Annotated in this window: 11 protein-coding genes and 1 riboswitch; all 11 genes read left to right on the top strand. The window is 50.5% G+C overall.

All coding sequences use genetic code 11. From position 1 onward, the window contains the following. Positions 1 to 121: 121 nt before the first annotated feature. The 11 genes from DWZ56_RS01645 (at position 122) to DWZ56_RS01595 (ending at position 13,371) form a co-directional block, all read left to right on the top strand. Positions 122 to 874, top strand: a complete 753-nt coding sequence (locus tag DWZ56_RS01645) for a response regulator transcription factor (RefSeq protein ID WP_118554629.1) — start codon at positions 122 to 124, stop codon at positions 872 to 874. After that, entirely contained in the window at positions 855 to 2,585 is a 1,731-nt protein-coding gene (locus DWZ56_RS01640) for a sensor histidine kinase (protein WP_158584396.1), read from the top strand. The genes DWZ56_RS01645 and DWZ56_RS01640 overlap by 20 nt, the downstream gene beginning before the upstream one ends. Positions 2,586 to 2,681: 96 nt before the next feature. Further along, entirely contained in the window at positions 2,682 to 3,437 is a 756-nt protein-coding gene (locus DWZ56_RS01635) for a YwmB family TATA-box binding protein (RefSeq protein WP_118554627.1), read from the top strand. A 158-nt stretch (positions 3,438 to 3,595) separates the two neighbouring features. Further along, complete coding sequence (locus tag DWZ56_RS01630; RefSeq protein ID WP_118554626.1) at positions 3,596 to 4,129, top strand: hypothetical protein; 534 nt, start codon at positions 3,596 to 3,598, stop codon at positions 4,127 to 4,129. A gap of 253 nt (positions 4,130 to 4,382) precedes the next feature. Next, positions 4,383 to 6,929, top strand: a complete 2,547-nt coding sequence (locus DWZ56_RS01625; protein WP_147369371.1) for a hypothetical protein — start codon at positions 4,383 to 4,385, stop codon at positions 6,927 to 6,929. A gap of 378 nt (positions 6,930 to 7,307) precedes the next feature. Continuing rightward, a complete protein-coding gene (locus tag DWZ56_RS01620) occupies positions 7,308 to 8,603 on the top strand; it encodes a UDP-N-acetylglucosamine 1-carboxyvinyltransferase (RefSeq protein ID WP_118554624.1) in 1,296 nt (431 codons plus the stop codon). Between the two features lie 27 nt (positions 8,604 to 8,630). Continuing rightward, positions 8,631 to 8,728: riboswitch (SAM riboswitch) on the top strand. A gap of 149 nt (positions 8,729 to 8,877) precedes the next feature. Then, complete coding sequence (metK, locus tag DWZ56_RS01615; protein WP_118554623.1) at positions 8,878 to 10,065, top strand: methionine adenosyltransferase; 1,188 nt, start codon at positions 8,878 to 8,880, stop codon at positions 10,063 to 10,065. Between the two features lie 257 nt (positions 10,066 to 10,322). After that, a complete protein-coding gene (locus DWZ56_RS01610) occupies positions 10,323 to 10,973 on the top strand; it encodes a hypothetical protein (RefSeq protein WP_118554622.1) in 651 nt (216 codons plus the stop codon). 33 nt (positions 10,974 to 11,006) lie between these two features. After that, positions 11,007 to 11,780 (top strand): hypothetical protein, encoded by a 774-nt coding sequence (locus tag DWZ56_RS01605; RefSeq protein ID WP_118554621.1) that lies wholly within the window; start codon positions 11,007 to 11,009, stop codon positions 11,778 to 11,780. Continuing rightward, the gene (locus DWZ56_RS23280; RefSeq protein WP_158584395.1) at positions 11,777 to 12,829 is read left to right on the top strand and encodes a MucBP domain-containing protein; all 1,053 of its coding nucleotides are present in this window, start codon (positions 11,777 to 11,779) and stop codon (positions 12,827 to 12,829) included. The genes DWZ56_RS01605 and DWZ56_RS23280 overlap by 4 nt, the downstream gene beginning before the upstream one ends. A 62-nt stretch (positions 12,830 to 12,891) precedes the next feature. Beyond that, entirely contained in the window at positions 12,892 to 13,371 is a 480-nt protein-coding gene (locus DWZ56_RS01595) for a hypothetical protein (protein ID WP_118554620.1), read from the top strand. Positions 13,372 to 13,418: the final 47 nt, after the last annotated feature.

Raw genomic sequence — 13,418 nt, 5'->3', positions numbered from 1 at the left:
AAAAGTGTCATTTTTTACGAAAACAGGGACGGATTGCCAAAGCCCCGCCCGTTGACAAAACGTTTTGCATAAGTGAAAATTATAGTATGGAGTTACAGTAATTTTAAATGGGGGGGGTAGAATGTACAAGCTGGGAATAGCCGATGACGAGAGCCGGCTGCTGTCGGGGCTCTGTGAGTATTATCCCTGGGCTGAGATGGGATTTGAAATCAGAGTCAGGGCAAAGAACGGTTTTGGTATACTGGAGTATCTGCAGAAGGAATCTCTGGATGTGGTGCTGACGGATATCTCCATGCCGGGGATGGACGGGATCCGCCTTGCTAAGGAACTGCATCATGACAGACAAGAACCGGTGATCGTGTTTTTAAGCGGTTACGCGGATTTTCAGTATGCGAAACAGGCGATCAAATACGGCGTATACGAATACATATTAAAACCTGTGAAATATCAGGAGCTTTTGGACGTGTTTCAGAGGATACGGGTGAGACTGGATCTGGAACACCGGGAGGAAGAGGACCGGGGCGGCAGTTATTATATGTCAGTAGTTGAAAAGGTGAACCGTTATGTGCTGGAAAATCTAAGCTGCGCTACGCTCAAGGGCGCGGCCGCCAGAGTGGGACTTAGCGCCAGCTATCTATCCGCCCTTTACAAGCAGTATACAGGAAGAAATTTCTCGGATTTCATCCTGGAGTCCAGGATGACCTGTGCCGGAAAGATGCTGGATGATGGGGTGCTGAAAACCTATCAGATCGCGGAACGCCTCGGCTATGACGATCCTAAGAATTTTACGAGGGCCTTTCGCAGCTTTTACGGCACGGCACCGAGGGAATACAGGTCGCGGAAGGGGGCTGGCGGTGAAGACGATCAATGTTAAAAAACAGTTTGTTAAGAAGAACTTTCTGACATTTTTCTGCGCTTTTGTGCTGCCCACTCTGCTGCTGGGAGCGGTTATGGTATGGCTGTCCTGGAGGGAGGCATCCGAGGACATCGGCAGGCGCATGGAAAATTCTCTGAATCTGGTTGAAGATCATCTGGACGGGCTGACCGGAGAGAGCAAGGGTGTCAATGTCTATATTGAGAGCAGCAGCCTTACCTCCGGCTTAAGCCGCATGATGAACAGCAGAGATATCCAGTATCCGGAGATGATTTCCATCCGCCATTTTTCGGCTTTTATAAACTCGGTGGTCAATTCCGATTCTGCTGCGGATTCCATATATATCTATCTGCCCAATTCCATTAACAGAGTCTATACTTCGGCCATGAATTTTGTCTTCCTGGATTCGCTGACTGACCGGGAGTGGGTTGAAATGCTGGTGGATGGAGAGAAAGAGCAGTGGATTACGAAACGTAACAAAAATGATTACAGTTTCGAGAAGCCCAGAGAAGTCATAACCGTATTCTGCAAATTTCATAATTTTGCGGGAGGGAGCGCGGTCAATTATTCCGCTGCAGATATCAGCCGGATCTATGATTCTATGATGTTTTATGAGAATCAGTCCGTCATCATAACGGATGACAGCGGCCGTATACTGATGCACAACGCGGCCCTGCAGGAGGCGGAGGCTGCGGCTTTAAATGACCGGATCAATGCAGGCGCAAATAGCGGCAGCTTTATCATGACAGCTGACTATCCGGAATATGGGCTTCATATCATAACATCGGTTCCGAAAGGCACGCTGTATTCCATTGCCATGCAGAATGCCAGGGTTACAATTCTGATCACACTCATGATTGCGGTGGTGACCATTATCCTGGCTTACGGCCTGTCCCTGAAAAGCTACCGCCAGCTGAACCAAGTGGTGACGCTGTTTGATTATGCCGATAAAAAGCAGCCGCTGCCACAGGTGGAATATAATAACCGGGACATGTATTCGCAGATACTCCACAATATTATACGTATCTTCATAGAAAACAACTATCTGCAGGTGCAGCTTTCCGAGAGAAAATACCGCCTTCAGACGGCCCAGCTGCAGGCGCTGCAGTACCAGATCAATCCTCATTTCCTGTATAACACGCTGCAGACGATCAACTACGAGATCCTTTCCCTGACGGCGGGGCGCCAGACCCAGGCGAACAGCATGGTAGAAAACCTCTCGGATATCATGCGCTTTTCACTGGAATCCGGCGATTCGATGGTCAGTTTAAAGGAAGAAATCGAAAACTGCCGCAAATATATAAGGATTCAGCAGGCCAGGTACGATAACGGATTCCAGGTGGTGTGGGATGTGGAAGATATGCTGCTGTCCAATATGGTTTTGCGCCTGATCCTGCAGCCGATCGTGGAAAATTCCATCGTGCACGGGGTAAAGTCCAGGGAGTCCGGCGGAAAGATTAAGATAACCGTCCGGAGCCGCGGATCAGGAATGGAAATCAGGGTCTGCGACAACGGCGGCGGTATTGGAAAGGAGAGGCTTCAAAGGATAAGGGAAAACTTCCATTCACAGGAGGTGGAATATACGGCGGATCATATCGGCCTGCAGAACTGCTGTCACCGTCTGGTGCTGGCCTATTCAGAGGAAAGCGAACTTCATATCCGCAGTAAAATGGGTATGGGGACGTTGGTGTACTTTAGTATACCTTTGTGATGGGCATGCAATCCACAGTGAATAATCACTGAAAACCGGGCAACACTTTTAACAAATTCAAATATATGCGGCGCATAAAAAGCGCAGGTGAATAGAATGACGAAAAAAGTGGTATTTGGCCTGGTTGGGCTGTTATGGCTGCTGGCACTGATGCAGATGTCAGGTTCCGCGAAGAACCAGGATGAAAATAAGGTGATCAGCGCATTTTCCAGAGTGGACTACAGCGAATCCAGGTGTACTCTGGAAATCAGCTCCTCTGCCGGAAGCGGCTATTATCTGGCCGGAGAAAGAGAAGAACTGCTAAAGTCCTTTGCAGCGGACCTTGGCATAACGATGGGTTATGAACTGTCCGAAGTGCGGGATGGCGGCAGGCTGGAAACGTCGCTTAAAAAGGACGGAAAAAACGGCAGCACGACCCTGCGGTTTGTATCAGTGGAGGACAGGGAAGGGGAGCACGACGTGGAGGTGGAGAACTATTTCTACGCAAAGCTCACAATCTACCAGAATCTGGACAGCGCCCTTCCCTATAAAAAACTGATGGAGGACCTGCTTTCGGAATACCGGCTGGCCGGCAGGGTGACGCTGGAGCTGACCGGTATTTGTGACAGCCGTCTGGATCTGGCCGCCAAAGATGTGATCACCGATGAGATGATGAAGAAGATGGGGGCGAAAGTCCAGGAAGGGCACCGCACCGATGAACTCTATACCGTCTATGGATACACGGAAAATGTAAAGGACTACGTGCTGATTAACGGAAGGCGGGTGAATATCAATATCGCGTTTTCCTATGACGAGCTGACCGACAGGACATTTATTTATCTTGGCTGCCCAATTTTACTGAACGATTATTGAGAACGCGGTGCCGCTGCCTGGGCGGTCAAAATTTTGGAAAAATTTATAGCGGTTCAGACAATGAGAAAATTAGCGCATTAACACATCAACATCATACACGGATTCCTCTGCCGGGCATACCATATTACTATAAAAGTAAGCATAAAGGAGTTTGCCATATGGATTCCTATAAAAATTATGGTATGTTCGGCAGATATCAGGCACCCAGAACGCTGGCCTGTGATGCTTATTACGGTTTACCGGATGATCCCTATATGATTTCCGCCATGCAGAGTGCCGGAAATGTCGGTTACAGCGGCATGTGGACGCCCTATGAAGGCGGCATGGACTACGAAGCGGAAGCGGATCTGGAATATCTAAGAGGCATGTATCCGGAGCATATGAAAAGGATACAGAGAGCGGTAGAAGAGGAATGTGACCGCCACGAATATGAAGGCTCTCCCATGTATGATGAATATCCCGACCGCTTTGCCATCAGCCGCATGGGCGACAGGGTATATCAGAATCTGAAGACCCTGGAAGCTCAGGCAGATGTGGATGATGAGGAAGACGATGTGGAAACCACCGCCTGCAGAAATTGCGGGAGGCCGGGACCGGACCAGTGGCTTAGGAATGCGGTTGAAGTCATGCTGCTGCAGGAAATATACCGCCGGAGATGTCTGCGCAGAAACTGCCGCCCATGGTTCTATTAGGGCGTTACTATTCACAGTTACCGTAACTTCCCGCGAATGGCGGGGCAGCCGTGAATAGTAATATTAAGGTTTCATGACAGAAAAAGTTAATAAAATTAAGGTTGAGGTTTCCGGGTTCACCCTTTACAATATAATATAGCCATGGCAGGTATTTCATGGCAGGAGGTACACGAAATAACGTCATAATTCTATGGATTATGGCGTTTACTATATCAGTCAGACACTCCGGGGCACCGGGGTAAAGAGGAATTGCATGAGAAAACTTTGGAAAAAAATCGTCGTTTTGATTCTGATCTTTGTGGCGACCGTGGCCGGAATGGCCGCACTGGTGTTGCTTGGCAAGGACGAGAACCGGCAGATATCCGCTTCCTATGAGACCATGGGGGAGGCAGTGCTGCCGGTGGTTTACATGGAATTTGAAGGCAGGGAAATCAACCGCATGCACGGATATACCGCACCGATGAAGGGCCAGTATATGAAGGACACCACCACGCCTCTGCCAAAAGACCGGCGCCTTACAGTGCTGATTGACCGCTATGGGAGTGAGGTGGTGAATATTTCTTATGAAATCCGCAGCCTGGATACGAAGCGGCTGGTGGAGAGCACGCAGCTTACGGCCTGGGATACGCAGGAAGACCGCATTACGGCCGTGCTGCCCATACAGAATCTGCTGGAAGAGGATACGGAATATCTGCTGACGCTGATTGTGTCCACCCGGGATTCGGGCAATGTCTATTATTATGGCAATATAGTGTACTCAGATTCCCTGCATACCGCAGAGATGATCGATTTTGTCACGGATTTCAGCCTGAAGACTCTGGATAAGGAGGCTGCTAAATCCCTGGCCGTTTATATGAAAAATTCCACGGAGGACAAGGATACGCTGGGCGATGTCAGTCTGCGCACCAGCTACAGCCAGATTGTCTGGGGAAAACTGTCTCCCAGCCGTATCACAGAGCCTGTGATCTCCGTCAAGGATATCAGCTCCTCTATTGGGACCATCCGGCTGAATTACCGCGTGAAAGCCGCGGATGAAGACGGCACTGTGAGAACCTACGATGTGGAGGAGACCTACTGCCTTCAGAAATCGCAGTCACAGTGGTATTTGCTGACCTTTAACCGCAGCATGGACCAGCTGCTGGAGCCCGATACGATTACCTCTTCCGGCGGATATATTGATCTGGGTATCTTAAGCAGCGGCTCTGTCAAAGTGGATGGTACCGGCAGTGAATCATGGCAGCGGTTCGTGCTTAACGGAGAGCTCTGGGGCTATCAGGGCAGTACAGGAGATCTGACCAGGATCTTCAGTTTTCGGGATGAAAATGACGACGGTGTGCGTACGGATTACCGCCAGCACGATATCCAGATGGTGGGAAGCGATGATAAGGGCAATATGGATTTTATCGTATATGGATATATGAACCGGGGCAGCCATGAGGGAGAGGTGGGGCTGGTATTTTACCGCTACCACAGCGAGGAGAATGCGCTGGAAGAGGTGTTTTACCTGCCCTATGAAAAGCCGTATTCTATTATGAAGGAAGAGCTCGGCACTTTAAGCTATATCAGCGATACCGGTCTATTGTATCTGATGCTCAATAACAGCATTTATGCGATTGATTTTGTGGGCAATGAGTGCCTGGTTGTTGTGGATTATGTGAATGAGGAATCCCTGGTGATCAGCGACGACCGCAGTGTGATCGCCTGGCAGGAAGGAGAGAAGCCCTATGCGGCTTCCAGCGTGCAGGTCATGTATCTGGACAGCGGGAAAAAGCAGACGGTTACGGCCGGAGAGGGTGAATACTTAAAGGCGCTGGGATTTTGCGGCGACGATTTTATCTGCGGTTATGCCAGACAGTCGGATGTGCCCGCGGACGTGGAGACCGCCGGAACATTTCCTATGTATAAGCTTGAAATCATCAATGAGGATGGCGGGATCGAGACTGACTATGAGATTGGAGGCGTCTATGTGACCGGGGTCAGCATTGAGCCGGGCAGCATCCGCCTGATGAGGGCGGTAAAGACCGGGGAGGGATTTGCGGCTGCGGATGAGGATGCGCTCATCATGAATCAATCCGTACCCCAGAGCGCTGTATATGGCCTGGAGACAAAGGATACAAGCTGGAAAAAGCGGGTGTATCTGCTCAAGGTGAACGGTACGGCCGGTGAAAACGGGATACAGCAAAAAGCGCCCTCCAAGATCATACTGGAGAACAGCAATCTGCTGGCATTCGCAGATTCAGGCAAGGAGGACCAGGCATATTACGCTTATTCCAAAGGCGATCTGCAGGCGATCTGCAGGACGGCGGCGGAGGCGGTCAATATGGTGTATGACGATATCGGCTTGGTGCTGGACGGCAGCGGAAATTATGTGATGCGCAGAGGATTTAAAGGCAGCGGAGCCAGTGTTTCGGTCAGCACAACCTCCACAGCGGCGGATGAAAGCAGTCGTCTGGCGGCCTGTGTGGATGTGATGCTCAAGTACGAAAATATCAGCGTGGATGTAAAAGGATTGCTTGCGGAGGGCAGAACGCCGCTGGAAATCCTGACACAATCCCTGCCGGGCAGAACCTACGATCTGACCGGCTGTGATCTGACCGCCGTTGTATATTATTTTCTAAGCCAGGGCAGGCCCCTGTTGGCCATGACAGAAGGGAACGGCGCTTACCTGATCGTCGGTTATGACAACAGCAATGTCTACCTGTTTGATCCGATGCAGGGCAAGAGTATATCTGTGAAAGCCGCGGAAGCAGAAGAAATGTTCAGACTTTCCGGAAACAGGTTTTTAGGATACAGCGGCTGATCTGGCTGCTGGCAAAGAGGCCGAAAAAGAATGAAAAAAGTGGAAAAATATCGTAAATTGTTAAAGTTCGAATATTTTGCCATTTTTCAGAAAGCTTGGTGTAAGCGCCGGAGGAAATTCTGGAGACCGGTCAATTTTTTGGAAAGCTTTTAAAATGTAACTACAATTGTACCGATTTTAACAGTGAAACGGGCCGGAGCGGGCATGCAGAAACAGGCAGACCGCTTCGGCCCGTTTCTGTCCGGACAAAAATGATTTTACAAATAAAAATCTTGTGTTATAATAAGAGAATGATTGAGGGAAGATATATGGGAAAGAAGAAAAAATGCGCTTGGCGCATTTGAAATAATAGTGTTTGAACTATAGCAGAGGTGCATAATGATACAGTATATTATGAAGGGCGGCAATCCTTTGGTCGGGGAGGTCGTGGTTGGAGGCGCTAAAAATGCGGCTCTGGGTATACTTGCGGCGGCGGTTATGACGGACGAACCGGTCGTTATAGAAAATCTGCCGGATGTACGCGACACCAATGTTTTGCTGGAAGCAATCAGAGCAATCGGAGCGATCGTTGAGAGGATCGATAGACATACAGTCAGAATCATCGGCAGCACGATTCATACAATCTGTGTGAATTACGATTATATCAGGAAGATCCGGGCATCCTATTATCTGCTCGGCGCGCTGCTCGGCAAGTATAAGAAGGCGGAGGTTGCTCTGCCCGGCGGATGCAATATCGGCACCCGGCCCATAGACCAGCATCTGAAGGGGTTCCGCGCTCTGGGAGCACAGGCCCGTATCGAGCAGGGCGGCATGGTGGCTGTGGATGTGGATCAGCTTGTGGGGAGCCATATATTCCTGGATGTGGTATCGGTGGGAGCTACCATCAATATCATGCTGGCGGCTTCACTGGCGGAAGGCAGAACGATTATTGAAAACGCCGCTAAGGAACCTCATGTTGTAGATGTGGCGAACATGCTCAACAGCATGGGCGCTTTGATAAAAGGAGCCGGCACGGATGTGATCCGTATTACCGGCGTGGAAAAGCTGCATGGAACGGAATACTCCATTATTCCGGATCAGATAGAGGCCGGTACGTTTATGTTTGCGGCCGCAGTTACCAAAGGCGATATCATGGTAAAGAATGTGATACCCAAGCACCTGGAAGCAATCAGCGCCAAGCTGATCGAGATGGGTTGTGAGGTATCGGAGTTTGACGATGCGGTTCGCGTGGTAGGAAAGCCCAGGCTGACTCATACCCATGTGAAAACCCTCCCATATCCCGGATTCCCGACGGATATGCAGCCGCAGATATCGGTGGCGCTGGCGCTGGCGGAAGGAACGAGCATCGTAACAGAGAGTATTTTTGAGAACAGGTTTAAGTATGTGGATGAACTGTCACGCATGGGCGCCACCATCAAGGTGGAGGGCAATGTGGCGGTGATCAACGGTGTACAGAATCTGACCGGAGCAGAGGTCAGCGCACCGGACCTGCGGGCAGGGGCAGCCCTGGTGCTGGCGGGACTGGCGGCGGACGGATACACAACAGTGGACGATGTGGAATTTATCCAGCGCGGTTATGAGTGCTTTGATGAGAAGCTGCAGGCGCTGGGCGCGATGCTGGAGAGAGTCAGCGATGATAAGGACATCCAGAGATTCAAACTGAAGATCGGCTGAGCCGGCTAAAAATTAAATATATGCAAACTCTTATTCAGAGTGATGGAGATACAAAGGATCTGTGAAGTCACGGCAACCCCTTATGAGGAAGGTGCCAACCTGAGCGAGAAATCGAACAATAAGAGGACGTTGTGAAATAACAGGTCCGCTTTTTGCGGGCCTTTTATGATTCAATAGGAAATTGCGACCTATTGAACAAAAAATGCTCCGTTTTGGATCAGAAAAATACGCATATCAGCAATACTATTAATAAACCAAGGAGGAAGTTTATCAAATGGAAAGAAGATTATTTACTTCAGAGTCAGTAACGGAAGGCCATCCCGATAAAATGTGCGACCAGATATCGGACGCCATACTGGACGCACTGCTGGAACAGGATCCCATGAGCCGTGTTGCCTGCGAGACCTGTGTGACCACGGGTCTGGTTATGGTGATGGGTGAGATCACCACGAAGGCATATGTGGATATCCAGAAGGTTGTTCGGGATACGGTGGCTGAAATCGGCTATACGAGAGCGAAATTCGGCTTTGATGCCACGACCTGCGGCGTGATCACTGCTATCGACGAGCAGTCCGGAGATATCGCCATGGGCGTAAACAAAGCGCTGGAAGCTAAGGAAAATAAGATGACCGATGATGAAATCGAGGCCATCGGCGCCGGCGATCAGGGCATGATGTTCGGATTTGCCACCAATGAAACAGAGGAGTACATGCCCTATCCGATCTGGCTGGCCCATACGCTGGCCCGCAGACTCACCGAAGTGCGCAAAAACGGCACTCTTTCCTACCTTCGCCCGGACGGTAAGACTCAAGTGACGGTGGAATATGATGAGAACGGCAGGCCGGCACGACTGGACGCGGTGGTACTTTCCACACAGCACGACGATCAGGTGACCCAGGAACAGATCCATGCGGATATTAAGAAATATGTATTTGACGAGATCCTTCCGGCGGAAATGATTGATGAAAATACCAAATTTTTCATCAACCCTACAGGCCGCTTTGTGATCGGCGGGCCTCAGGGTGACAGCGGACTGACAGGCCGCAAAATCATTGTGGATACCTACGGCGGATATGCCCGTCACGGCGGCGGGGCATTCTCCGGGAAGGACTGCACAAAGGTGGACAGATCCGCAGCCTACGCAGCCCGCTATGTGGCCAAAAATATTGTGGCGGCGGGACTGGCCGACAAGTGCGAGATCCAGCTGTCCTATGCCATCGGCGTGGCGCAGCCTACATCCGTCATGGTGGATACCTTCGGTACCGGTAAAGTAGCGGACGAGCGTCTGGTGGAGATTATCCGCGAGCACTTTGACTTGCGCCCGGCAGGGATTATCAAAATGCTCAACCTGCGCAGACCCATCTATAAACAGACGGCGGCTTACGGTCATTTTGGCCGCAATGACCTGGATCTTCCCTGGGAACGTCTGGATAAGGTGGATATGTTAAAAAGCTGTTTATAAATAGAAACTGTTACGTTTTTATCAAGGTGTGCAGAAATCAGGTAAGAACCTCACGGGGAGGCGTTCTTACCTGATTTTTATTTGCCTTAGAGCAAAAGCTGCCCACATTTATTAAAGAAAAGTTCAGGCGCTGTTTCGGCTGATTCCGGACTTTGCCGGGGGAATTGCCGCTATGTGACCCGCGTGTGACAATCAGCGTATATAATGAAGTCAAGAGTGGAGCCAGTATGAAATTTTGTAGATAAGGAGTATGAGCCGTGAAAAAGAAAATGATACTTATGAGCATAGCAGCGATCCTTTTTATTACGTCCTGTGTAGGAGGTGCTCTGGCATTTTTCAGCGCCACATCGGACCAGACAAAAAACAATATCACGACTGAAAACCTGAGCGTGAAATTAGTGGAGGAGGGGAAGGAAGCGGAGCCGGCAATGGACAAAGCCGGTACGGACCTCTCGTTTATTATGCCGGGCGATACGGTAGAGTACTCATTGGCCGGAACCAATGATGGGTATTACGATCTGTATCTGCGCGTACGCTTGACAAAATACTGGGTGGACGGCAGCAGCGAAAAGGTGACTGAGGCGGATGCCGGACAGATCGCCCTTCTTACGGACGACAATATGGATTCGAACTGGATCATCTGGGACGATGACGAGTATGGGGAAGAGATAACAATGTTTTACCGCTATCCGCTTAAGGCGGGTGAATCCACCTCCAGCTTATTCAACGCTCTGCAGATCGGCAATATCCCCAGCACCGAGCAGCATATATACGCGGGCCTGACAGCACATCTGCAGGCGGATGCCGACGCGATTCAGGTGGTAGGCGCTAAGGACGCGATGATGGACGAATGGGGACTGGATGTAACAATCGGCAGTGACGGGCGTCTGGAAAGCGTAGAAGAATAAGGTGCGTGCGAAAGCAGTGAGGAGGATATAAGGATGAAGAAACGTTTGATGATGATAGGCATGGTAATGATGCTGGTATTTGGAACCTGCATGACGAGCTATGCGAGCAGCGCGGCCTCCACACCGGCGGTGACCTTTACGGGGGACGCAAAGGAATATTTCCAGTTCGCGGGGAATACGGACGATTTCGCACAGGAATTTAAGGGAATGCTCCCCGGAGAACCCAGAACACAGCAGTTCGTTTTGAGCAACAAAGACCAGCGTGAGATGAAATTCTACATCCAGACGGATGTTGCCAAGGATTTGTCGGAAGACAACCAGGCAAAAAACGCGGTATACGATATAGTATTTGAAGCCGGCGGAGAGACCATTTATCAGGGAACCATCGGCGGAGAAAACGGCGGGCTTACGGATCTGTCCGACGGCGCAATGGGAGGAAGAATCCTTCTGGCGACACTAAAAAAAGGTGAAACGCAGACGGTGAATATGACGATCTCTGCGGACGGGACGGCAATGGGAAATGACTATCAGAATTCGGATGCCGAAATCCTGTTCCAGTTCAGCGTACAGTATGATGAGATCCCCACACCGGAGCCTACGGTTGTGCGCAAGGTGGTACAGAAGGTCGGTGAAACCACCGTGCAGGTCGTGGATGTGATCAAACAGACCACACAGCAGGTAATGGCCGGAGTTCATACGGGAGATCCTACAAGCATAGCGGCGCTGGCCGCAGTGCTGGCGGCGTGTGCGGCTGTGATTGTATTTATAGTTGTTAAGAGGAGAAAGAAAACGGAGGAGAAGTCATGAGGAAAGCGGGAAAGAAATGGATGAGCAGACTGTTTAGCACCGCTGTGGCATTACTGATTACGGTGCTGCTGTTTCCGGGACTGCGCGCAGAGGCATCCGGTGACGGCTCCCAAAGGATCTATGATGTAGTATTCCGTTCAGGAAATAAGGGAACCTTTCAGGTAAATGTGGAAGGAACGGAGCTTAAGGCAGGGGAGAGCGCAACCCTGGCTGACGGAACCGTAGTGACGATGAATAATGACCAGACCAAGGTTGTATATAAAGTAGTTTATGGCGCGGCTTTTCCGGATCTGCCCACCGTGGTGCCGGCTGCCGGCTATGTGGTGAATACGGCAGAATGGGACGCCGCTGCCACACCTGCCTCAGTGGAAGGCAAGGAAGAGATGGTGGCCAAGTATCTGCGCCTGGTGGACGGTGTGGAATATACCGTGAAGTATGTGGATGAAAACGGCGTGGACGTAGCGTCTCCTGTTATAGCTACCGCCAATAAAGGCGATACCATAACTGCAAGAGCCAAATCTGTATCCGGCTATTATGCGGATGGCGCTGTGAAGACGCTGGAAGTGACTGGTGAAGGCTTGAGCGTATCATTTGTATATAAGTTAACGAACCCGCCTTCAGGCGGCACGATCGAGCAGATCGTGGAAGAGGTGATCCCCGGTGGCACGGTCATTCGTGAAAATGTGATCGAGCAGGTGGTTCCAGGGCAACCGGTAGCGCCGGTTACTCCTCCCGTTACGCCTGTTAATCCAGCGCCTGTAACGCCTGTAACACCCGAACCGGAAGTGAATATCCCGGAGCCGGAGGTCCCTCTGGCTCCCGAACCTGAAACCTCACAGGGCCAGGAAACACAGCCCACAGAGAATCAGGAAAGTCAGGGAGGGGAAGTGGATATCACAGAACCTGAAGTTCCTATGGCAGAACAGCCGGATGTTGCATCCGAATCCAATCTGCCGCTGTATCTGGCGGGAGGCGCAGCGGTGCTCGCAGCAATATTGGCAGCTGCCTGGTTCCTGATAGCAAAGAAAAAACAGAAACCTGAAGCATAGATGACAAAAATCCAATTGGGGCTGCACCTGATTGGATTTTTGAGGATAAAGGAGACGATGAAGTGGAAAAACATGCGGTAGTATATCCTGCGGGCGGCCTGCGGATATGTGTGGACAGCTATCAAAATGGCCGGATGGAAGGACGGGTATACAGCCCCCTGTCAACAGGTCCTATTTGTTTTTATGACTATAATGAACTGCTTTTGCAGACGGACCGCATGTTCGATCGTGCGGGATATCCGCAGGGATATCAGGTAAAGCGGCAGTTTACCGGTGAAGCGGATAAGGTTGCCTTTAACATTAAGCCTAAGATCATGCTGAGGGCGGAAGAAATCATCGGACAGTGCGGTAAGACAGCGACCTTCGACATAGTGATCAGGACGCGCCAGCACAGCAGCTGGCAGGGCGGGCTGTATAACAGAAGCACGAAAAAATATGAGGTATTTGACGGGGATCTGCAGCTTTTGTATTGCCTTGAACGCTGCCTGAATATGACTTTGGAAAAAAACGAAGCCAAAAATGCCACTGTGACCGCTATGTGACTGAGACTTGGTATAGTACAGGTAAGTAATGTGAAATAGGTATCAGA

Source organism: Lachnotalea sp. AF33-28, assembly GCF_003477885.1.
Taxonomy (GTDB): domain Bacteria; phylum Bacillota; class Clostridia; order Lachnospirales; family Lachnospiraceae; genus AF33-28.
This window is presented reverse-complemented; position numbering and strand designations above follow the sequence as displayed.

Excerpts from the sequence above, each read along its gene's own strand:
- DWZ56_RS01635 (WP_118554627.1), top strand. The coding sequence starts at position 2,682 with ATGACGAAAAAAGTGGTATTTGGCCTGGTTGGGCTGTTATGGCTGCTG.
- DWZ56_RS23280 (WP_158584395.1), top strand. The coding sequence starts at position 11,777 with ATGAGGAAAGCGGGAAAGAAATGGATGAGCAGACTGTTTAGCACCGCT.
- metK (WP_118554623.1), top strand. The coding sequence starts at position 8,878 with ATGGAAAGAAGATTATTTACTTCAGAGTCAGTAACGGAAGGCCATCCC.
- DWZ56_RS01630 (WP_118554626.1), top strand. The coding sequence starts at position 3,596 with ATGGATTCCTATAAAAATTATGGTATGTTCGGCAGATATCAGGCACCC.
- DWZ56_RS01620 (WP_118554624.1), top strand. The coding sequence starts at position 7,308 with ATGATACAGTATATTATGAAGGGCGGCAATCCTTTGGTCGGGGAGGTC.
- DWZ56_RS01605 (WP_118554621.1), top strand. The coding sequence starts at position 11,007 with ATGAAGAAACGTTTGATGATGATAGGCATGGTAATGATGCTGGTATTT.
- DWZ56_RS01625 (WP_147369371.1), top strand. The coding sequence starts at position 4,383 with ATGAGAAAACTTTGGAAAAAAATCGTCGTTTTGATTCTGATCTTTGTG.
- DWZ56_RS01645 (WP_118554629.1), top strand. The coding sequence starts at position 122 with ATGTACAAGCTGGGAATAGCCGATGACGAGAGCCGGCTGCTGTCGGGG.